Here is a 23,281-nt window from a genome sequence, read left to right as displayed (position 1 = left end):
AGCTCCCTGAATTAAAGTTCAACGATCGTCGAAGTTTCAAATGAGCGAATGGCGGCTTCGATAATGGTCTGTGCTTTCAGCGCTTCCTCACCCGAACCGTTAATCTGGTCATGAGTTACTTTGGTATCCAGCTGCTCGATCCAGTCGCTGATACGGCTTTTGAACGTTTCATTGAAATGGCGCATGCCGCCTAAATAGCTATAGCTCTCGGTAGCAATGCTGTAACGGGGATAGAACGTCAGATGCTCACAGGCATCGTCGAGCACGAACCGCCCTTTGGAGCCGACGACTTCACAGCGTTCCAAACCGTAGCTGGCCCCGGCGTCGTAGCTTCCGACCAGGTTGCCGATCGCGCCGTTCTCGAATTCCAGCATTACTTGGGCATTGGACCATATTTTCCGGTTCTCGCCTTTCATCATGAAGGCCGCCACTCGCTTCACATCGCCGCAGAAATAACGAATGACATCGAATGAATGCGGGTGAAGCGCTCTCAAATGGAACCAAGGCGATGTCTCAACCGGGTTGTTAATCCACATTTTCATATTAATCATGTGCAGCTGCCCTAAGCGTCCTTCTTCCACCCATTCTTTGGCGCGCAGCGCCGCCGGCGTGAAGCGATGATTGAGGTTAACGGCAAAAGGCAAGCCCTTCTCCTTCGCCAGCGCAACCATCCGTTCGCCCTCGTCGATCCGGTTGGATATCGGCTTCTCGCCGAGCACGGGAATGCCCGCTGCGAGCAGCTCCATCGTCGGCTGATAATGCTCGCCGCCGTTCTCCTCGCCTTTGGTCGCCATCGAGCATGCATCCAAGTGAATGCCGCTCGCTATCATGTCTTGAACGCTATAGAAGGCTCTGCACCCGTATTTAGCCGCAGCCGCATCCGCTTTCTCCTTAAGAATGTCGCACACGGCCACAAGCTCCGTTTTGGGATGTTCATGGTATACATTTGCATGTATCGATCCGATATTACCGACGCCAACGACGCCAACCTTTAATGTCATCTCTATTCCCTCCCATTCGTTTCCTACACTTCGTGTACGTTCTCCAATTCTTCCGCTTGAATTTCCCTGTACTGACCGGGTGAACAACCGACCTTACGCCGAAACAGCTGACTGAAGAAGGCAGGATCCTCATAGCCGACGCGATGGGCGACATGAATCACTTTATCGTCACCTTCGGCCAAATACTGCTTCGCTCGTTCGATCCGGATCTCATGAATGCGCTCCGTCACGGTCTGATTCGTCTCCTGCTTGAACACCCGGTTTAACTGGCGGCTGCTCACGTTAAACAGCTCGCACAAGTCGGGGATGGTCAGCCTTTTATCGAAATGACGCTCCAGAAATCCGGTGATCCGGCGAACGAGAATCGTATGATTGGTTGAGCGTGAGCTCCTTTTCTCCTTGCCGGCGGAGTCCGCATAACAGCGCGACAGCTGCACAAGGAGCTGAAGCATTTGCAGCTTAATGATCGTTAGGTATCCCGGGCGATGTTGGTCCCACTCCGAGATCATCATCTCCAGGATGGAGAGCACTAGGCCGGCTGATGCGCCAACCAAGTTCAATCGATGATGAAAGCGCTCTCGAGGGTTTAAGAAAGGATGCACGTAATAGTAATCCATGGATTGCGAAACGCCCAATTCCTTCAGCAGCGATTCGTGAATCAGCTCCGGCGTAAACAGACAATTGATGATCTCGATGCGTTCCCCAGGTTCGGTACGGTATGTATGCACTTCTCCGGGATTGATGATAAACACGTCCCCCGCTTGAATCCGGTAGCATTCTCCCTCAAACACATGCTCGGCTTGACCGGCTACGACATAGACAAGCTCGATAAAATCATGCGAATGAACCGTCGGCGTATTATGCTCATGATGAAAGCAGCGGTTAATCGTGAATGGGATTTGCGTATCCTTCATAAATTGACTTTGTCTCAGCAGGTTCACCATTAGTCCATTCCTTTCTCTGCCTCTGCCTTCATCATAAGGCTTGCAGCTTCAGCTTTCATTGCGGTTTCAGCCATTTTGCATGGGGATTGCGCCATCTCAAACCTGGATGACATTGATGAGCTTGCGCTGCAGCTGCGCGACATGATCGGCCGGCGTCAACTCATCCGTAATCAGATGATGGATTTGACTCCAAGCGCCGATCATCGTGAAAGCCTGCATATCGAACTTGCTGTAATCGGCGAGCACGTAGACCTGCTCCGCCATGCCGACCATTTTCCGCTTCACTCTGGCCTGCATTTCGTTCGACTCGGAGATGCCGCGTTCCATATGAACACCTTTGCAGGATACGAACGCTTTATTCACGTGATATTCCTCCAAAGCCTGCTCCGTGAGCGGTCCTACGAAGGAAAGCGAATTAGGCACAAGGATGCCCCCCGTGCTGATGACGCTCACATTCTTCTTCTCGCTGAGAACCAGAGCGACCTTCAAGGAGTTGGTGATGACGGTGAGTGGAATATCGGGCAGCTGTGCCGCCAGATGCCAAGTCGTGGAACTGGCGTCCAGCACGATGCGATCGTTCGGCTCCACATATTTGGCCGCCTCTCCCGAGATGCGCTGCTTCTCTGTCACATGCACCGTCTCGCGCAGCTGGTACGACGTTTCGGACGTCTGCGGCGTCAGGCGGATCGCTCCGCCATAGCTGCGCAGCAATCTCCCCTCGCTCTCCAGCCGGTCCAAATCCCGGCGGATCGTCTCTTCGGTAACCCGGCATATTTGGCTGAGTTCAGTGACGCGCATGCTTCCCCGCTCGTTAACCAGCCGTAGAATGTGTTGAACCCTTTCCGCGACCAGCATCATCAAACACCCCCCTGAGCCTCAGTATTCCGATCGGGCGAATCGAAACGCAATTAGCGGGCTTGATCAAACGCGATCACCCGATCACGGATTTCACAGAAATTGTTTATATTCACATACTCCAAAATAAATGGAATTCCTTCAGTCTGCTCATGGTACAAATTCAGCAGCTTGCCCCAGTCAATGTCCCCGTCGCCGACACAGCGACCGTACGTATCGTTGACTTTGCGATCCTTGCCGTGGAAGTAGGCGATATGCGGCCCCAAATACCGGAACATCTCCTCTTCCGAGCTGTTGGCGATCAGGTTCGCCGGATCGAGAAGCACTTGCACATGCGGGGATCCCACCTGCGCAAGGAAATCGGCCGTACGCTTGGCGCTCGGCACCACGTCGAGGACACAAGGCTCAAGCGCCAGCTTGATGCCATAATGTCCGGCGCGCTCGCCAAGCCAGGCGACCTGCTGCTTCAGACGGTCGAAGTCCTGCTCATACGAGTCCGCTTGGATCCCCCGCTTCCCGGGTATGAAGCCGCATTCCGTCGCGACAACCGGCACGCCGCTATTCGCCGCAATTTGCATATGCCGCTCGAAGTAGTGCAGATTCTCCTCCATTTCCCGTTCATCCGTTTCCAGCAAATTGGTGAACACGCCGATCGAGGCGACCTCGATACCGTGCTTGCGGTACGTCTCTATGATGTCCCGGCTTCTTGCATCCGAGAGCTCGCTAATATCGCTTCTTCCATTGTACCGCCAATAATTCGAATCCGTCTGGGAGAAGCACAGCTCCGTCCACTTGAAGCCGCGCTCGGCCAGCAGCGCCGCTACCTCCTCGTTCGTTAATTGCGGGAAGCTGCGCGAAACAACACCTATATCCATACGCGAAACCTACCTTCCTCTTCTTTTTTAGCGTACGGCTCTGCGGCGTGCCGCATGCAAGGAATACCAACCCAGCAGGAGCGTCATAATCCCTTCCACTATGAGAAACAGCAGCATATACGACTCGAACGGAACGCTCAACAGCACATGGGAGAACAGATTGCAGACGAACAATAGCCCGAGCTGGATGGCCAGCAGCATAGCCGACGCTTGCAGCACTTGCTTCGCTTCCGCTTTCTTCTTCAGATAATGCTGACAGTAGAAAACATACGCGAGCCAGACGACCCCCATGAACAAAAACGAGAAATTATCGATGCCCTGCCAGGAGGAGCGCTTCACTCCGAAAAAAGTAAGCAGAACAAGCAGCAAGCCTCTCAGCTCAAACCAATTGATAACGCCAATCGCCGCTGTGATGACGGTAATTCCGACGGATTTGTAGCCCGCCGTAGCGTCCGGCTGCTTTATTTCAAGAAAAGGATCCATACGGGTCAGCGTCCCTCCATTCCCTTTCCACTCTTTGCAGAATGCGCAAGGTTGCTTTACGCGACTCCTCATTTTCGACGAGCGTCGATTTATTCACGAACGAGATCAGCTTGCCGATCCGGTTCAAATAACGCTTCTGCGCCATACGGCTGATCCGGTTCACCTGCTCCAAATCGCCAAGCTTCTGATAATGAATCATGCGCTCGTTATACTTCGCCGACCACGTTTCCGGAACGGTCCCCGTTGTCGTCAGGGTCTCCAGGTCGCGCAGCTTGCCGCCGACCATTTTCTCCAGCAGCACGCGCATATACCAGAGCGAGCCCAGCATAATGAGGCTTAAGGCTGCGAAGAAAACGAGCAGCAGAAATAAAATATACGTCATACCGAAGCTGCCCCCCTAAGCGCCAGCTCTCCGGCGAAATGGCAGGCTGCATAGTGGCCGTCCCCGACCTGCTTCATCTCCGGCGCCTTGCTTTTGCAAATATCTTGGGCATAGGCGCATCTCGGATGGAAATAGCAGCCGGAGGGCGGGTTCGCCGGATTGGCTACCTCTCCCTGCAAAATAATCCGGTTCGACTTTTTGCGCGGATCCGGTACGGGCTTCGCCGAAAGCAGCGCTTCGGTGTACGGATGCTTGGGACTGGCGAACAAATCCTGCGTCGCGGCCGTCTCGACCATTTTGCCAACATACATCACGCCGACACGGTTCGAAATATGCTGAATAACGCCCAAATCGTGAGAAATAAACAGATAGGACAAGTTCAGCTTCTCCTGCAGATCCTGCAGCAGGTTGATGATTTGAGCTTGAACGGAAACGTCGAGCGCCGATACGGCTTCATCGCAGACGATGAATTTCGGATTCGTTGCGAGCGCCCGGGCAATCCCGATCCGCTGCCGCTGGCCGCCGCTGAATGCATGCGGATACCGCTCGAGATGCCGGCTGTTCAAGCCGACCATCTCCATCAGCTCCGCTACGCGCTCTTTCAGCTCCGCGCCGTGGGCCATGCCATTGCACACGAGCGGCTCGGCAATAATGTTCAACACCGTCATCCGAGGGTTGAGCGAGGAGTACGGATCTTGGAAAATAAGCTGCATATCCCGCCGGATCGCTCTTAATTCCTGACTGCCGAGCTGCAGCACCTCCTGCATCTGGCCCTGACGGTCCCGGAAAAGCACCGAACCGGAAGTCGGCTCGATCGCCCGCAGGATGCAGCGTCCGAGTGTCGTTTTGCCGCAGCCGGACTCACCGACCAGACCGAAAGTTTCGCCGGGACGGATATAGAATTGGACATCGTCGACAGCTTTGACGTAGCCGGCCGTTTTTTGCAGAAAGCCTTTCTTAATCGGGAAATACTTCCGCATATAGCGAACGTCAAGTATGAGTTCGTCGGCCTGCACAGATTGCATGCTCATGAGACCACCTCGGCTTCCTTAAGCTCCGTTTCCACCAATAAACAACGTACTTTATGATCCTTCCTCACTTCGACGAGCGGGACGTCGGCGACGTTGCATACGCCGTCCACCGCCATTTTGCAGCGGGTATAGAAGCCGCAGCCCTGCGGCAAATTCATCGGGAACGGGACGGTACCTTCGATCGATTCCAGCCTCTTGCTTTCCCTGCCGACCGCAGGGATGGAATTCAGGAGCGCCTTCGTATACGGATGCTTCGGGTTATGAAATAAAGAGTCTACGTCTGTATACTCGACGACCTTGCCGAGGTACATCACCGCCACTTCGTCCGACATCTCCGCGATGACTCCCAGGTCATGCGTAATGAATATGACGGACGTATCGTGATTCGCCTTCAAATCATTGATAAGCTGCAGCACCTGTGCCTGAACGGTCACGTCCAGCGCCGTCGTCGGTTCGTCCGCGATAAGAATCGAGGGGTTGCAGGACAGCGCCATGGCAATCATCGCCCGCTGGCGCATGCCGCCTGAGAGCTGGTGCGGATATTCGTTCAGGCGCTGCTCGGGATTGGACATGCCCACCTTCCGCAGAATGTCCAAAGCTAACCGGTGCGCTTCTTGCTTATCTTCGGTCACATGCAGCAGTATCGCTTCCATGATCTGATTGCCGATCGTATGAATCGGAGAGAACGCCTTCATCGGCTCCTGGAAAATCATCGCGATCTCGTCGCCCCGGATATCCCGGATGTCCTTGCCTCTCGGATCCAGCTTCACCAAGTCGACCGTGCCTTGCCCCCCGCTCCGCTGCAGATTGATTTCCCCCGCTACTTCGCCGGGCTTAGGAACAATGCGCAGCATCGCCTGCGAGGTGACGCTTTTGCCGCAGCCGCTTTCCCCGACGATCCCGAGCGTCATGCCGCGCTTGATCTGCAGATCGACGCCGTCCACCGCCTTCAGCACGCCTTCGTCCAGATGGAAGTGAACTTTCACATCCTTCATTTCCAAAATAACGTTATCCCGCTTCTGCATGCACGCCGCCTCCTATTTGTATGGATCCGCCGCATCGCGCAGTCCGTCCCCAAGGAAATTGAACATTAACACGGTTACAATAATGAATGCCGCAGGCCATAGCAGCCATGGGTGATGAGCCAGCGTTTCCAGGTTTTGGGCATCCTGCAGCAGCACGCCCCAGGAGACGACTGGCGCCTGAAGGCCGATGCCGAGGAAGCTTAAGGCAGTCTCGCCGAGAATCGTACCGGGAATCGAAAGCGTCACATTCACAATGATGTAGCTGGCGAAGGATGGCAGCAGATGCTTGCGAATGATGCGGAAATCGCTCGCTCCGGCGAGCCTCGCCGCCATGGTGAAATCCTCCTCGCGCAGGGAGAGGATTTTCCCACGTACGACGCGAGCAAGTCCCGTCCAACCGATGATGGAGAAGATGAGAATCAAACCGAAGTACGTTTGCAGCGCCGACCAATCCCTCGGCAAGGCGGCTGTCAGCGCCATCCACAGCGGGATCGTTGGAATACAGATCAGAAGGTCAATGGTACGTTGGATAACCGTATCCGTCACGCCGCCCAAATAACCGGACAGGCCGCCAAGCACCAGACCCAGCAGTAACGTCACGACGATGCCGAGAAGTCCGAACGACAGCGAGATGCGAGCTCCGTATATAATTCTGGACAGCAGGTCGTGCCCCAGCTTATCCGTTCCCATCAGGATGAGCGCATCCTTCGGATTCTTCAATCCAAACAAGTGACGGTCCATCGGAATAAGTCCCCACAGCTTATACGGCTCGCCTTTACTGAAAAAGAAAATCTCAAATTTCTTCGCCGGATCCTCGGAGAACGTCCGCTTAAACGTATTCGGATCGACTTTCTCGCTCATGCCATAGACGAAGGGCCTGAACTGAAAGCCGGTGTTCGGATCGACGAAATGAATTTTTTGCGGAGCGGCATTTTTATAATCGGAATACCTCGTCTCCTGAAGAGCCGGCGCCAGAAACTCGCAGAAAACCGCCACCAAATAGAACAGAATCAGCACAATCGCTGAGAAAACAGCCATTTTGTGCTTGATGAATTTCCACCACATCAGCTGCCACTGAGAAGCTACCTCGTACTGGCTGTCGGCTCCGATATTGCTTCCCCGCTTCGCTTTCGTTCGGCGAAGCCGATTCGCAATCGTCGTTATGGCACTCATTCCCCAACACCCCCGAAGCGAATTCTAGGGTCGACGAACGCCAGCAGAATATCCGACAGCAGCGTCCCGATCACCGTCATCACGCTAAGAATTAACAGGAAGCTTCCCGTCAAGTACACATCCTGGAACATCAAAGCCTTGAGCAGCATCGGGCCCGTCGTTTGCAAGTTAAGCACGATGGAGACGATCGCTTCTCCTGAGATAAGCGCCGGCAGCGTCCAGCCGATCGTCGAGATCAATGGGTTGATCGCCAGGCGGACGGGATATTTGAACAACAGCTTGCCTTCCGGCACCCCTTTGGCTCTGGCGGTGATGACATACTGCTTCGACAGTTCATCCAGCAGCATACCGCGCGTTATTCTGACGAGTGATGCCGTTCCGGACATCCCGATCACAACAACCGGAATAATAAGCCTTGGCAGCATATTCAATACTTTGTCCATACTCCATGGGGCATCTACGTACTGTGCCGAGAATAACCCGGTAATGGATACGCCGGTCTGTGCGAAGATGAAATACACAATGATAAGCGCAATCAGGAATCCGGGCATTGCGAGCCCGATGAAGCCTATAAACGTAAACACATAGTCAAGTGCCGAATACTGGTGTGTGGCCGAATAAATGCCGATCGGAATCGCAATCAGCCATACGAAAACCAGGCAAATGAGCGATATGATAACTGTCAACGCCAATCTTGGACCGATGACCTCTGTCACCGGTTGATTCCACTGAAAGGAACGCCCCAAGTCGCCATGAAGCAAAATATTTTTCATCCAAATGATGTACTGAACGATCAATGACTTATCCAGCCCATAAAGCTGCTGCAAATTGATGACCGTACTTTCGGAAACCGCCGATCCTGATTGCTTCAGTGTAGCGATGTACTGCGTCAGGAAATCCCCTGGGGGGAGCTGAATAATAACGAAAACGATAATGCTGATGGCAATTAGCAGCGGAATGAGCTGCAGAAGCCGGTAGGAAATATAATTCAGCATGTGATTCCTCCTTCCAAAAATGGTCCCTGTCTCCGAACGAACCATGGAGCCCGGAGCGAGCAGCATGCCGCCCTCCGGACTCGCATTGATTCACGCCTGTTTACTTCCCGAAGAAGAACTGCTCGCCGCTGAAGTTCGCGCCGATTGCGAAGCTCGTGTCATTCGGAATGTTATGCAGCTTCGCGTTGACAATCAGAGGCTGCTTCACTTCCGATATCGGAATGAAGTAGTACACATTGTCTTTCATCACTTGCTTGATTTCGGCAACCTTCTTCTTGGCATCTTCCGGATTTGCAGCTGCGGCGTCGTTGATCATTTTGTACAGATCTTTCACGTTAGCCGGCGGCTCTTGACCGTTTTTCCCGCCGGAGGTGCGCCACAGATCCCATTGAGCTCCCCAGTATTGCGTACCCCAGTCGCCCATGTACCAGAGCGGCGTATGCGTCCAGATCATTGTAGCTTGAAGCTCGTTGTTCTGATTTCGCGTCGTCCAGAGCGTTTGGTCGATCGTTTTCATCGTGACGTTCAGGCCGAGCTGTTTCCACATCTCAACGATCAGCTGTGTCAGCGGTACGATATCCGGCGCTTGCGCACCGACCTCGAACGGAATCGTGAACACCTTGCCGTCCGGTCCGAGACGTTTGCCGTCGGCCCCTTTGGTAAGGCCCATCTCATCGAGCAGTTTGTTCGCTGCAGCGAGATCGAAAGTCGGATCCTCGATGGCGCCCGGCTTCGCGAAGCCGTAATAAACGGTATCGATGATCTCTTTGCGGTTCAGCGCCAGGCTGAGCGCCTTGCGGAAGCGGACATCCTGCACGACTTTTTGCCAGTTCGGATCATTGAACGTTTGATTGATGAAAATATCGGTCGGCGTTACGTGCATGTTGGCGAGCAGCGCTTTGTAGCCGTTTTTCTCGTTTTCACGGTAAAGCGGCATTTTGATCAGAGCTGCCGACTCCCGGGAGAAGTCCACTTCGCCGGAAATCGTTTTCAGACCAACCATCTCGATATCCTGCACGAGTGTGCTTTGGATGCTGTCGATGTAAGGCAGCTGGTTGCCTGCGGAATCCACTTTGAAGTAGTATGGGTTGCGCTCGTAAGTCGTTAACGTTTCGGTCGTCTTGGTCATCATCCATGGGTATAAGACAGGGAATCCGACGGCTTTCTTATTCGCCAGCTCCCAGTTCGTAATATCTTTGTCGTTGAAAAGGTTGAACCATTCGCCAGGCTGGAAGCCCGCTTCCTTGATCAGCGGTTCAAGCTTATCCAGCGGTGTGTATTTCTTGTGGAACTGCTTGAGGTAATGTGCGGGACGAATGAGCTCCGTATAACCGCGCCAGCCTTGGATGGCGAAGCGAATCAAGACACCTCCGTACGGGCGGTCAAAAATCAGCTTGAAGTTATATTCGTCGACCACTTCGAGTTTCATCGGAGCCGCATCGGCTTCCCCGCCGCCACGCAGCCAGACCGGGAAGATCGGTGTCAATTCCGGATCGTTCAAAATATCCTCTACCGTGAAGCGCACATCTTCCGTCGTCACCGGCTTGCCGTCCGACCATTTCATCCCTTTGCGCATCGTGAACGTGAACGTTTTCTGGTCGTCGCTCACTTTGTAGTCTTTCAGTACGTTGCCCGTAATTTGGTCCCCGAGAATACCCGGCGTATTGAGCAGCGGTTCGTTGTTCATGACGAACACGTCGGCATCCCAGTTAGGCGCGGATGTAACCGTTCTCAAAACACCGCCGTACGTACCGATTTCGTACTTCATTTGACTTTCCGGAATTTCGTTGGTGAGTTTGAAATCGCCAGGCAAACGGTCTTTGACAGGAGGCAGACCCTTGGAGGCCAAGACCGGTGAATCTTTAAACTCCGTCGGCAAAGCTTGCGTTCCGCCTCCGCCGGCAGGCGCTTTGGTTGGTTCAGGCGCTTTCGTTGCTTCAGCAGTAGCCGCAGGCGCTGGTGTTGTTGATGCAGGACTGCTGTCTGTACAACCCCCAAGAACAAGCGTCAACATGAGTGCAGAAACCAGGAGTAAAATAATCGACTTCCTCCTTGACTTCATTTGCAACCCTCCGATTTCCTCAAAAGTTTTGAGTTTGTGGACTCATCCTCATTGTTATGGCGAAACAGCCAAATAATCAACCCAATTTTCTGAATATTCGCGATGTTCACCAATCTCACTACTCATTGCTAACATTCGACAAGATCAGCCCAAAAGCACCTCTAGCGCATAAAATGTAATCGCTATCAGGCCCTGTTCGGCACCGTTTGCGCGTTGAAATCCACGGGTTGGTACACTACTCGCTTAGGCACAATTGCGCTTAATTCTGTGCATGCCTGCGCAGATCAGACAAAGACAAAGAAAGTACCACAAAGTCAAAAACTCCCGGCTAATCCGCTCGCTCAAGTTACTGTTTTGCTTTGGACAACTGCAACTATGTCGCCTTCTTGCACTTCCCCAGCACTGCTCTTAATGGCGCTATTGCCTCCGTTCGGTTCGCTGCTATGTCGCCCCTTCTTATGGACACTATCCCTTCTGCTCAGTTCTCCTCTGTGTCGCCGCCTCTTCTGGACACTATCCCCACTGCGCAGTTCGCCTCTGTGTCGCCGCCTCTTCTGGACACTATCCCTTCCGCTCAGTTCACCTCTGTGTCGCCGCTTCTTCTGGACACTATCCCCTCCGCTCAGTTCACCTCTGTGTCGCTGCTTCTTCTGGCCATTATCCCTTCCGCTCAGTTCGCCTCTGTGTCGCCGCTTTCTTCTGGCCATTATCCCTTCCGCTCAGTTCACCTCTGTGTCGCCGCTTTCTTCTGGCCATTATCCCTTTCGCTCAGTTCGCCTCTGTGTCGCTTCTTCTTCTGGACACTATCCCTTCTGCTCAGTTCTCCTAATTGAGGGGGATTGTTAATTTAGAAGACATTATTCAATCAGCATAGCTTCCTGACTCAATGGGATAGTGGCTCCATCGCCTTGTCAACCGGTTGCTTCTGTTGCCTTACGCCACCTATAGCTACTTTTTTCCAGTTACTTACTTTCTGTGTGACCCGACTTCTTGCTCCCTCTTCGATCTAGGCTCATCACTCTGACGTCTCCCTCTCGCTTTCCTCCTCCTCCTCCTCCTCCTCCTTACTCTTCCTTCCCTCTCCCTTACTCTTCCTTATTCCTCCTTATTTCTCCTTACTCGCTACTCCCATCTTGTTTCTCTCTTCTTGTTCCTCCTTCTTACTCTTTCTTCTTACTCTGCCTTCGTACTCTTCCTTCGTACTCTTCCTTACATGTTTCTTACTCCTCTCCTAACGTCGCATCATCTATGTCATATCTCTGCACTTTCCCCGCTCTTCTCATCGACTGCTTGATATATCTGCTTACCCCCTCTCAACTCCACACCTATGTCGTATTCCTGCACTTCCCCCACTTATCTCCTCATCTATGCCATATATCTACACTTCCCCATATACCGCTCCTTCTCGCCCAATCTCCCATATCTCAGCTTAACTCCGCATCTGCCCGGGCCGGGCTGACCATGTCCATGACTTTCCAGATTTTACACATCCACATCCCCAAAACAGCACAAAAAGCCCGCTCCAAATCGGAGCAGGCTTATCCCCAGCGGTAATCTGCCGCTTCAAGTTCTTCGGTTCACATCTGTTTCCTGAGCTGCTGCGGCGTCATGCCGATGGACTGTTTGAACAGCCTGAAAAACTGCGTTTTATCCTCATACCCGACGCTGCGCCCGATGGATTCGATCGAATCCTTGGTCTCCAGCAGCATCCGCTTCGCTTCCCGGAGTCTGACGTCATGGACGTACTCCGTGAACGTAAATCCCAGACATTCCTTGAACATTTTGCTCAAATAATACGGCGAATAAAAGCTTTCCCGCGCTAAGTCGTTAAGCGTGATATGGCCCGCGTAATGCTCCTCGATGTAGGACAACAACTGCGGAAGCATATGATACGCCGTGCGCAGCTCCGAGTTATGCAGATTGTCCTGCATGCTGCGGAACATCCGCGTCAGCAGCAAAGTCGCATAGCCGTGAAGCATCGCCAGGTAGCCGCTTTTTTTGCCGCAGTATTCCATGTACATTGTCTCGAGCAGCTGCTCCACTTCAAGCATACACTTGCCCCGAAAGGTGACATGCGGCGACGGATTAGCCAACGAATCCTTGAATTCTTGAAACAGCTTCAACGGGAGAAAATGGGAAGCGGTTTCAGTCGAATGCAAGTGATGGCTTAGAAATTCCGGGTCGAACAAAATGTTCATGTACTGCATATTTTTCTGAATTTCGAACGAGTGCCGGTCGCCGACATTCATGAACAAAAAGTCCCCGCGCTGCACGGCGAAAGACTTCCCGTTCACTTGATGATACCCGGCTCCTTGCCAAATGTAGACCAACTCGATGAAATTATGCGTATGCTCAGGCTCATTGGACTGTTGATGAAGCTTATAAAGCGCGATTTTCTCAGCTTGCTGGATGAAGTCAACGGATTGGTACATTTTCATCTGAACAACACTCCATTCATAATGGTCATGTTAGCATCTGTTTGCAAGCGTACCAGCCTCTTTAGAATATCACACCGTATGTAAAATCGTTAGATGAAGATATGCATAGTCACATTGTCCTAATGCTGTAAACCCGGCTCCGAACGTGTCGAAGTTTGGGCCGCTATTTCCGGTACAGGAACGTCTCTCCAGGCTGGAAAATATGGAATTTCTGCCCGAGGTGCTTCTGGTACAAGCGATCGACGAACGCCGCAATGCCTTCGCTATTGTTCGGATACATGTCGAAGTGAACGGGCACAACGGTGTCAAACTTCAAATGAGCCGCCAAATCCGCCGCCTCCAAGGCGTTCATATTGCCGACGACGCCAATCCGGTTGCGGAACAAATCCCGCCCGTTAATCGGCAGGAAGCCCACGTCCACCCGGAAGCCGGACAACGCTTGCACCAAGCCTTCTGTCAGGAGGGTATCCCCCGCATGATAAATACACAGCTCATCCCAGGTCAGCATGTAGCCCAGAAACTGATCCCAGCCGTCTTCATCCTGTAAGCGCTCTTCGTGCCATGAAGGAATGGGTTGGATGTCCAGCCCTTCGGCAAACGGCCAACTCTCCTGCACACCGAGCGCCTTCAACCGGTCAGCCGCGATGCCAATCGCCTCAAGCTGAGAGATGCAGCATTTCGGGGCGCCGAAACGGCAGGCCGGCGATGCCTCCGCGATCGCAAGCAGCGTGCCTGGATCCATATGGTCCAAATGCTCATGCGTGATCAGGACCAAATCCACGTCCGTCAACGTCTCAGGTTGGACCGGAGGCGCGTATCTTCGCACCCAGAACCGATCCGGAGGGCCGGTAAGCGCATCGACAGAATGCGTCAAATACGGATCGACTGCGATCGTGATGTCGTTTTTCCGCAAAATAACGCCAACTTGTCCGATATATTGGATCGATAATAGTTCATTGGAATTTAATTGCATATGGGTGCTCCTTCATTGTTAAAATTCGTTGTGCAAGCCGAACGTATACGTTCTCGTGCCTTTCACGCCGGGCTGCACCGCGAAGATGCCGCCTGCATGAGGCTGCTCCCCCGCCAGATGGTCTTGAACGTCCTTGCGTGCTGTCGTGATATACAGCGTATCCAGAGCCTCTCCCCCGAATATACAGGAAGACGCCTTCGCCGCCGGTACCCGAATGCTGTCCAGCTTCTCCCCGGTACGCGGGTTCCACCTCGATACCTGCCAGCCGTCCCAATGCGCGATCCACAGCATCCCTTCCGCATCGATCGTCATCCCGTCCGGAAACCCTTCCTCACCGGCATCAGCAAAGTCAATCAACGTTCTCGGGCCGGAGATTTCACCGCGCTCCAGATCGAATTGGAAAGCGAGCACCAGCTTTTTCATGGAATCCACGTAGTACATTTCTTTCCCGTCAAGGCTCCAGGCGATTCCGTTGGATACGCCGACGCCTTCGTGAACCTTGCGGAAGCTGCGGTCCACGTCCAGCACATAGAGGGAACCCTTGGCTTCTTTCTCGACGATTTCCATCGTTCCGGCCCAGAACCGCCCTCGCGCATCACATTTCCCGTCGTTGAACCGGTTCTCCGGCAAATGCGATTCCGGGTCGACGATCGGCGTGAGCCGGCGTTGTTCCATGCTGTAGGACTGAAAGCCGGATTGCGTGGCTAGAATCACCTCACCCTGTCCGGCGCAAACAACCGCACCGACGTATTCACCGACGGGAAATTCTTCGTTGCTGCCTGTTGCCGGATCGAATTTGCAAAACCTTTTACCTATAATATCCACCCAGTAAAGCGCTTTCTCCAATTCATTCCAGCAAGGCCCTTCGCCTAATTCAGCTCTGGCATCGAGAACCAGCCGCACATGAGGTGAACTCATTCGCATCAACTCCTTACGAATATTGTAAACCGTCCTCTGGAGAAATGGAAGAAGAAGGAACGCCTGCCCATGAAAAAAAGAAAGGGCTTCCCCCGCCCTGCAAGTGCAGGAAGGAAAGCCCTTTACTTATTTTATGATTTCAGAAATGAAATAGCTTCCTTTAAGTGCTCCGCGAATTTGGCATCAATTTTCTTACCGGATTGAGCGCTGACGAAGTGCTCAAGGGCATTCATCGCCTCTTGGACGTGTCCGTCCTGAGATTGCTTCTGCAGAGCTTCAATTTTTGCGAGCAAGCTGCGATAGATGCCTTCGTTCTCGATCCATCCTCGACTGTAGGCGTACTGCACCGCTTCATCCAAATGAGCGTCATCCATGCGTACTTGCAGCGCAAATGTCTGAATGCTCTCGTTCCCGGCAGCATCCGCCGCCTTCACCTGAACCACATGGTCACCGATGCGGAGCGCAAGCGGTTCGTACGTATAAGGTTGGCTGACAGGGACTCCATCCAGCTCCACCTGAACGCTGGCGATGCCGCTGACTCCGTCCTTGACGTCGAAGTTCAGCGATCCGCCATCCGTCCAATAGACATCCATCGTAACGGTCGGAACGACCGCCGGCGCCGAGGCGTCGATCTTGATCTCCGCTGTCTTGATTTCCTCTTGATTGCCAGCTTGATCTACGCTGTAGTAGCGCAGCACATGAACGCCATCTCCGGCAATCGTGACGGAACTGCCTTCGGTGAACGGCGCATCGTTCAAGCTGTAAAGCGTTTGCTGTACGCCGGATCCGGAGTCGCTGGCCGTCAGCGTAACGGTTTGCGCCGTGCGCTGCCAACCGGATGGAGCGTCTGCGGTCGTCACCGGCGCTGCGCCGTCCTTCGCGAAGGTGATGACATGCGTCTTGCCGTAAGAGCCTGACACTTGAACGTTAAGCTTTAACGCCGGCGATGTTTGATTGATCGTGATGGAATCGTCTGCGCGCAAGAGCGTCAAACCCCGCTTGTTGAGCTCGAGGGAAATCGCGCTTTGGACTTGCGTCGGATCGGACACCGCGATCGTCAGCTCCGTTGCGGATTCCTTCACCATGACGGAGGCCGGGCTGTGGGCGGTCAGTTCTCCGACGGAACCGGCATTCCAGAAATTGGCCGCCGTTATGCCAAGCTGCTTCTCTAGAACGGCGTGCACATCCGCCGTATTGCTCAAAATTTCTACGTTCGGCGAAGCGCTGTACGCTGCAGTGGCGGCAGCATCTTTATGCGGCAGCATCACATACGCATATGAAGCATTGGAAGGAGCTTGACCGTGTTCAAAGGCAAGGCTCAAATAATTGCGCGTTACCGGCGTATCCGATTGGCCGCTGTTAATTTGTTTCCAGCTGCCCGTTCTTGCTTCGCGCAAACCGGACAAGCTCGGCGAATCCGGGAAATAATAGCCGATATCAGCGCCCGGCAGGTTGCCTTCCAAGTGCGCCCAGTTGACATGATTCAGCGTGTCCGACCAGCCCGGCGCGTTTGGCAGTTTGGTGCCGTTAACCGTCAGCGCATTATCACCGGCATCGTTCAGCTTCCGGTTATCGATGACCGTCTCCACAGGCGCAGCGCCCCCCGCTTCTTTCGAGATGCCCGCACCCAGCGCGACGATTTCATCGTCGAACATGAACCACGATTTTTTGCCCTGGAGACTGCTTCCCGTCACTTTACTCAGGGAGAAGTCCATGCCCGCCGCACCGTAAAGCCCGTCCAGCGAGGAGCCGCCGACCCAATTTTTCGTATTCATGTACGAAGTCCACTCACCCGGCGTCACGCCCTTGCCGGACCCGTCCGTCGTTGTCCCCGGGAGCCGGAACGAATCCACGGTCGGCCAGAAATCGCTCCGGTACTGATTAAGATCCTGATCGTAGAGGAACGTCATCCCGATGCCGGTGTACCAGCCTTTGAGGTTCTCGTTGTTGCCCTTCTCAAAGGCGGAAATCCGGTTGGAGAACATGCTGAGTCCGAAGCCGTAGCCATCGCGCAGGTGAACGACCCGGTCCATGCCTGCAAACACTTGATTCCGCTGCAGCTCCCCACGGCGTTCAACCGAGGCGTCGCTCATCAGCTGTTTCACCAGCGTCAATTCATAGATTGGCAGTCCTTCCACATAGTTGGCATACGTGGTATCGGTCAAGATCCACTCTTTCGCCATTCGCTTGATAGCCAAGGCGACATCCGCAGGGGCTCCTTCGGCCAGACGCAGCAGCGTCGTAATCGTGCTTCTGGCGCTGCCCGACGCTTGCCGGGAAATGCCCCGTCCGTTCACCATATCCATATACAGCCCTTTGTAGATGACCGGCTCGAACGTATCGGATACCCAATTGTACACATTCAGCACATTGGGATCGGTTACCGGCCACGGAGAGCCGCCCAGCACGTAGGTCATGTCAGCCGCACGGCTTAACCACACCGCACCATAGCCCGCCGTATATGCGATATTCGCGTGCTGCACCAGGGAGCCGTCGGTGTACACGCCATCGCCCTGCGTCGTATACACGAATTCCGGACCAATCGGATCGCGTCCCTGCATAATCTTGGCGCTGTTATTGCCTATAATTCCCCGCATCGTCACGACCAAAGCCTTATCCAGCAGATTGGCGCCTGTCTCCACGACATTGTTGAGCGTGCGCTTCTTCGGATCCGGCACGAAACGGTCGATCGCTTTCATATGCTTCGCAATCTGCGTAGGCGTCAAATCCTCGTACATCAGCACCAGGATATCATTCATAATTTGCGGTGCGCCGATCTCCCAATCCCACCAGTTGCCGTACTCGGTTTTCGTTTCGTTGTAACGGTTCGCGTTCATCCAATCGAGCGTACTCAGGATGTCGCTCTTCAGCGCTTCGTTATGATATAGGCTTGAGCCTTGCAGCGTATAAGCAAGCGCCATCGTCCTCAGCCTGCCGTACGCCGTCGACACTTGCGCCGAGTCCGTCGTGCTGGTTAGGTCGCTCCACACGTACGTCCGGTTTGCCTCTTTATTCAGCGTATCCCAGAAGCCTGTCGCCTCGCTGTTCGTCACACTGCCCGCCATCTTCGCCAAATTGGCTGCGATATCCGGATCGGCGGGATCATATTCGGTGCCGCCCGTCAATTTGGTCAACCATTTGGCCCGCATCTGCGCATAAGCAGCGAACAGTTCCGGAGACTCCACGCTGACGATGCTGCTGGCCTGGATTGTGCCGTCCGGCGTCGCAACCGTGATCGTCGCGGAGCCGAGCCCGACACCCGTTACGCTGCCGCTAGCGTCCACGGTGGCCACGCTCGGGTTCGACGAGCTCCAGACAACCGTCTTGTCCGGCGCGCTCGCCGGGACGACAGCCGGGCTGAGCGTCACGGAGGACCCCTGCGCCATGGAGAATGCCGTTTGATCCAGTGTAATTCCTGTTATCCCGTTATATTCCTCCAAACTCATATCATCAAACCATACTTTTCCTTTGCCAGTTTCGAGGAAGGGCTCGACTACCAGCTTCGTTACATTGCTCGGAATCGTCATGAACACCTGCTGCATGGTCCAGTCTTTGGTCCCAAGCAGCTTGGCGGATGCCGGACCGTCACCTACTTTGCTCGTGTTGTAATACTGCGTTCGGAAATACGCACCGGTTCCCGTAACGTTCTCGGTTTTCACCCACACCTTCAGTCTGTAAGACTTGCCTGGCGTAACCGTGAGGACGCTCTGGTTGACAGAGACCCTGCTTGTTGCGAAAGCGTCAAACAAAATCGATTTGCTCCCTTCATGATAAATGGTTGAGTCCAAGGACACCCGCACCGTTTGATTCGGCGCTTTCCCGCTCCCCGTCGGAATCCATAAGCCCCACCCGACCGGTGCGGGAGTCGTGACACCGTTCCAGTTCGCGTCCAGCGTCGTTGTCGTTTGTTCAAAACTTCCATTGTTCAGGAGATTCACGGCAGCTGCCTGCGCTTTCGGATAAGCGCTTTCATAAAAAGGTACGAAGGAAACCAACAGACTCGAAACGATGCTGAGAGATAACAGCTTGCTCATTCTTGGCATACGTACACTCACCTCGTCGATATATTTTCAAGAGTTGACAACCGTTTACGGTGATTAGCCGCTAAGAGGGGCCGTCAGTTGGATGGCCCGCAATGATACAAGAGCAAGTCCCGCAGTACCGGCTCTCCGTCGCTTTCCGTAATTTGAACTTGGACGCCGCTGACATAGACGGCCGGGATGGGAATGATGGCTTTATGCCCGATATGCCGTCCTTCATACACGGTCACAGGCTTGCCGGTCTTTTTCGTCATGATCGTAATCGTGAACCTTCTCACTTTCTCGCCATCCGCCAAATCTTCTTGAAGAACCACATGATCGAGCAAATGAGGCTCTTCTGGCACATAGATCCACGTATTGTCCATTCGGCTGCACTGCGCCAGCGTACCGACAGGACGATCGAATCGCCGGCGGATCTCCGCCCCGAATTCCAATACCCGCTGCGTGTCCTTAACCGGCAGTCTTCCGTTCCGATCCGGTCCGATATTGAGCAGCAGATTCGCACCGCGTCCTACGGAATGGTAGTACAACCCCATCAGCTCTTCAACGCTTTTCACCAAATGCTCGTCGGCATCGCTGTAGAACCAGTTGGCCCGCAGCTGCACATCACACTCGGCCGGCAGCCACAGCTGTTCGTTCAAGCTTTCTTTGTGCTCACTCAGAATCGAGAATTCCGTGGAATCGACGACGTTCCAGCACGGAATCGGCGCAATGCCGTCCTCATTGCCGACCCACCGGAAATCCGGGTCTCCCATATTGAAAATCAATACATTCGGCTGCATACGGCGAATTTCACCGATGATGCGCGGCCAGTCGTATTCATGACCTTCGGAGCCGCAGCCGTCGAACCAGAGAATATCGATTTCGCCATAGTCCGTTAACAGCTCTGTAATCTGGTTCACGAAATAGTCGTCATACGCCTTCGCATCCTGCGTATAGAAATTCGCCGAACCGTCGAAAGGCGAATAATATAAGCCGGGCTTCACATCGTACTTGCGGCAGGCATCCACGAATTGCCGCACGACATCGCCCTGCCCGTCCTCCCACGGCGTCCCCGCCACCGAAAATTCGGAATACTTCGTCGGCCAATTCGAGAAGCCGTCATGATGCTTGGCGGTCAGCACCGCATAGTTCATCCCCGCCTCCTTGGCGGTCCGAATCCACTGCTCGCAATCCAGACCGTTCGGCTGGAAAGCGGAGAGCGACATCGGCCTTTCGTCGAAATCGACATACCCTTCATAGAAGGTTCGCAGTCCGAAATGCACAAATAGCCCGAATTCCCAATCTTGATACGCAAGCTGTTTGGTCGTGGGAACGGGCTTAGAAGAAGTCTGCATGTCATCCTTCCTTTCTATTCAACTTGCTTTCTTAGCATAATAGAGAGCGTTCATCGCAGGCAATCATCATTTCTTGCATGGCGACAACGTATCCAGAGATAGCCCATTCATAAAAAAAGCCGACGAAGCAAGAAAAAGCTATGGCGTACATAGCCCGATTCACCAAGGTTGTGCGGGCTATGTACACGGGCCGGTCTTATTTCTTCATTTTTTGCTGATACGCTTCGTTGGTCTCTTTGACATGCTGTTGGAAGCTAGGGTCGTCCATGAACGATTTGACGAATTTATCCCAATCGTCCAATGAATTTTTGCCGATGATGACGTTCACAAGCATGTCGTTCAGCTTCTTATCCCAATCCGCGCCTTTCTCTTGGAACGGCGCCGTCTTCGACAGTCCATAGGTCGGATCCGGAATCGAGGAGATGGCATCGACGACCTTTTTATTCGCCTCATAGATGTCGCTTGGAATGCCGGACATTTTCGCCCGCAAATATTTATCGAAGTACCCCGTTACCCATTGACCGGTCGTATCGCCTGAATATCCTTTTTTCTTGCCTTCTTCGGTTTGCTCGACGAAGCCGTCGGACTTCACTTTGTAGTCAACGTCTTGAGTGCCGTAGACGGCCAGATTATACCCCTCAACCGATGCCGTATAGTCATAAAGCTCAAGTATTTTTTTCAGCTTGGCTTCGTCCACCGATTTTTTATTGATCAGGAACTGTCCGTAGAAGCCGCTCGCCTGCTCATAATAGGCTTTGCCGTCCGGCGCCTTCGGAAGCTCTACGGCAATCAGGTTCGCCTTCGGATTCGCCTTCTGCAGCTCCACGTTATATTTATACGCATCGACGACGTTCGCGATGGCCAGACCCGCTTTCCCGGCGACGAGCATATCCTTGAACTGCGCCGTTTTCAGTACGGGGAAGTCGGGCATAATGCCGCCGGTCTTGAATGCTTTATTCCAGTACACAAGCGCATCCTTGGCTTGCGGTGTCCACCAATACGGGATCAGCGAGCCGTTCTCTTCCTTCCACTTGGTGCCCGCACCGAACATGGACAGCAAGTAGCTTGCCGGGCCCGGCGAGCCTGCCAGTACGGCGCCGTACGTATCCGCTTTGCCGTTGCCGTCGGGATCTTTCTTCGCGAAGGCTTCGAGCACGGCGGCCAGCTCATCCATCGTCTTTGGCGGCTGCATGCCCAGGGTATCGAGCCAATCTTTCCGAATCAGCACAGCCTCATGGCCGTCAAGCGGTCTGACACGCGGAACCGAATACAGCTTGCCTTTGACGGATGCGTTTTTGTACACGTTTTCAGGATACTTGGCCAAGTTCGGGTAATTTTTGATATAAGGCGTCAGATCCCAGAATGCCCCCTGATCGATCGCGTTCAGGAACGCCGGCGTATAGTTGAAATCTTCGACGAATAGCGCATCGGGCAAATCGCGGGAGGCAAGAAGGGCGTTCAATTTCTCCGTAATTTGCGCCGAAGGGATCCAGTTAATTTTCAGATTGATATTGAATTTCTCATTCAGTTTCTTAACTGCTTCCAGCTCGCCCGTCGGAGCGGCGGAGAAGGCCAGCGTCGTTATCGAAATATCCGTCGGAGCGGCAGGCTTGCCGCCGCCCGAGTTCGCGGCTTGCGGCGTCCCCGTTGACGCATTGCCGCAAGCGGCCAAAGCTGTTGACAGCGCTGCGGCCGTCATGATGACTGTCCATTTTTTAACCATTGTTTGCATAGAATGACCTCCCGTTAATCATCTAATCCTATCATGACTGTCTGTGCAGGAAAACTCTGTGTTCAGCAGAACGTGGAAACGCGCATCCCCCCTTTCAATCGTTCGTTAGACGTTAACGGCAGCGGTCCGCTTATGAATCTAGCCTTTGACGGAGCCGACCATCATGCCTTTGACGAAATATTTTTGAAGGAATGGATACACGATGACAATCGGCAGCGACGATACGACGACAGCGGCCATTTTGATCACTTGCGGCGGCACGGTGCGTTCGCTTTCGATCATGGCGGCCACAGACGGATCGCCCATCTGCGAAGCGGAGATCAGCATCATTTGGAGCAGCACCTGCAGCGGCCGGAGCGCATCGCGGTTAATGTAGAGCACTCCGCTGAAATACGTGTTCCAATACCCGACAGCATAAAATAAACCGAATGCCGCAAGCGCGGAAACCGAGATCGGCAGCATGATGCGGACGAATACGCCGAAGTCGGAGCAACCGTCGATTTTGGCGGCTTCCTCCAATTCGTCCGGAATGTCTTGATAGAAATTTTTCATCAGAAAGACATACCATGCACTCGTTAACGCGGGCAGAATGAGCGCCCACACCGAATCCATCAACCCAAGACGGTCTACGAGCAAATAATTCGGGATCATCCCCGGATTAAAGAGCATGGTCATCAGGATGGCGACGAGGAAAAACTTCTTCCCCTTCAACCGTTTTCTGGACAGCACATAAGCTAGCGCGCTAGTCACGATCAGGCTTAATACGGTCCCGGCCACTGCCAAAAACCCGCTGATCCCCATCGCCTTCATAAAGGCATTGGTCGAGAAAATGAATTCATAAGCAGATAAGCTCCACGTTTCAGGAATCAAAACAAGAGGTTTCGCCAAGTATTCGGACGGGTCCGTAAACGAGATGATGACGACGTACAGGAACGGCAGCAGGGTGGCAAGTCCGATCAATGCTAACAAGGCATAGTTAAGCACATTAAACACGGAAGATCCTAAGCTTTTATGCAT

Annotated in this window: 18 protein-coding genes; all 18 read right to left on the bottom strand. The window is 53.5% G+C overall.

Annotated features, from left to right (window positions below):
• Positions 1-11: 11 nt before the first annotated feature.
• Positions 12-1,001, bottom strand: coding sequence for a Gfo/Idh/MocA family protein (locus J2X61_RS18940; RefSeq protein WP_310189785.1), 990 nt, complete (start codon positions 999-1,001; stop codon positions 12-14).
• Positions 1,002-1,024: 23 nt separating this feature from the next.
• Positions 1,025-1,915 (bottom strand): helix-turn-helix domain-containing protein, encoded by an 891-nt coding sequence (locus J2X61_RS18935; protein ID WP_310189782.1) that lies wholly within the window; start codon positions 1,913-1,915, stop codon positions 1,025-1,027.
• A 126-nt stretch (positions 1,916-2,041) separates the two neighbouring features.
• Positions 2,042-2,800: a DeoR/GlpR family DNA-binding transcription regulator gene (locus tag J2X61_RS18930; RefSeq protein ID WP_274470860.1), complete on the bottom strand. Its 759-nt coding sequence runs from the start codon at positions 2,798-2,800 to the stop codon at positions 2,042-2,044.
• A gap of 53 nt (positions 2,801-2,853) precedes the next feature.
• On the bottom strand, positions 2,854-3,675 hold the full coding sequence (locus tag J2X61_RS18925; RefSeq protein ID WP_274469597.1) for a sugar phosphate isomerase/epimerase family protein: 822 nt from the start codon (positions 3,673-3,675) through the stop codon (positions 2,854-2,856).
• A 27-nt stretch (positions 3,676-3,702) separates the two neighbouring features.
• Positions 3,703-4,158, bottom strand: a complete 456-nt coding sequence (locus J2X61_RS18920; protein WP_310189779.1) for a hypothetical protein — start codon at positions 4,156-4,158, stop codon at positions 3,703-3,705.
• The gene (locus J2X61_RS18915) at positions 4,142-4,540 is read right to left on the bottom strand and encodes a hypothetical protein (RefSeq protein ID WP_274469599.1); all 399 of its coding nucleotides are present in this window, start codon (positions 4,538-4,540) and stop codon (positions 4,142-4,144) included. The genes J2X61_RS18920 and J2X61_RS18915 overlap by 17 nt, the downstream gene beginning before the upstream one ends.
• On the bottom strand, positions 4,537-5,571 hold the full coding sequence (locus J2X61_RS18910; protein ID WP_274469600.1) for an ABC transporter ATP-binding protein: 1,035 nt from the start codon (positions 5,569-5,571) through the stop codon (positions 4,537-4,539). Before J2X61_RS18910 ends, J2X61_RS18915 begins: the two co-directional genes overlap by 4 nt.
• Positions 5,568-6,596, bottom strand: coding sequence for an ABC transporter ATP-binding protein (locus tag J2X61_RS18905; RefSeq protein ID WP_274469602.1), 1,029 nt, complete (start codon positions 6,594-6,596; stop codon positions 5,568-5,570). Before J2X61_RS18905 ends, J2X61_RS18910 begins: the two co-directional genes overlap by 4 nt.
• Positions 6,597-6,608: 12 nt before the next feature.
• A complete protein-coding gene (locus J2X61_RS18900) occupies positions 6,609-7,769 on the bottom strand; it encodes an ABC transporter permease (protein ID WP_274469603.1) in 1,161 nt (386 codons plus the stop codon).
• Positions 7,766-8,764, bottom strand: a complete 999-nt coding sequence (locus J2X61_RS18895) for an ABC transporter permease (RefSeq protein ID WP_274469604.1) — start codon at positions 8,762-8,764, stop codon at positions 7,766-7,768. The genes J2X61_RS18900 and J2X61_RS18895 overlap by 4 nt, the downstream gene beginning before the upstream one ends.
• A 100-nt stretch (positions 8,765-8,864) precedes the next feature.
• Positions 8,865-10,826, bottom strand: coding sequence for an ABC transporter substrate-binding protein (locus tag J2X61_RS18890; RefSeq protein WP_310189775.1), 1,962 nt, complete (start codon positions 10,824-10,826; stop codon positions 8,865-8,867).
• Between the two features lie 1,577 nt (positions 10,827-12,403).
• The gene (locus J2X61_RS18885; RefSeq protein WP_274469606.1) at positions 12,404-13,264 is read right to left on the bottom strand and encodes an AraC family transcriptional regulator; all 861 of its coding nucleotides are present in this window, start codon (positions 13,262-13,264) and stop codon (positions 12,404-12,406) included.
• Positions 13,265-13,427: 163 nt separating this feature from the next.
• A complete protein-coding gene (locus J2X61_RS18880) occupies positions 13,428-14,237 on the bottom strand; it encodes an MBL fold metallo-hydrolase (RefSeq protein ID WP_274469608.1) in 810 nt (269 codons plus the stop codon).
• An 18-nt stretch (positions 14,238-14,255) separates the two neighbouring features.
• Entirely contained in the window at positions 14,256-15,155 is a 900-nt protein-coding gene (locus J2X61_RS18875; RefSeq protein ID WP_274469610.1) for an SMP-30/gluconolactonase/LRE family protein, read from the bottom strand.
• Between the two features lie 131 nt (positions 15,156-15,286).
• Positions 15,287-19,198: a polysaccharide lyase family 8 super-sandwich domain-containing protein gene (locus tag J2X61_RS18870; protein WP_310189771.1), complete on the bottom strand. Its 3,912-nt coding sequence runs from the start codon at positions 19,196-19,198 to the stop codon at positions 15,287-15,289.
• Between the two features lie 74 nt (positions 19,199-19,272).
• Positions 19,273-20,532 (bottom strand): alpha-L-fucosidase, encoded by a 1,260-nt coding sequence (locus tag J2X61_RS18865; protein ID WP_310189768.1) that lies wholly within the window; start codon positions 20,530-20,532, stop codon positions 19,273-19,275.
• A gap of 196 nt (positions 20,533-20,728) precedes the next feature.
• On the bottom strand, positions 20,729-22,264 hold the full coding sequence (locus J2X61_RS18860) for an extracellular solute-binding protein (protein WP_310189765.1): 1,536 nt from the start codon (positions 22,262-22,264) through the stop codon (positions 20,729-20,731).
• A gap of 138 nt (positions 22,265-22,402) precedes the next feature.
• A complete protein-coding gene (locus J2X61_RS18855) occupies positions 22,403-23,281 on the bottom strand; it encodes a carbohydrate ABC transporter permease (protein WP_274469614.1) in 879 nt (292 codons plus the stop codon).

Source organism: Bacillus sp. 3255 (assembly GCF_031456485.1).
GTDB lineage: Bacteria > Bacillota > Bacilli > Paenibacillales > NBRC-103111 > Paenibacillus_E.
This window is presented reverse-complemented; position numbering and strand designations above follow the sequence as displayed.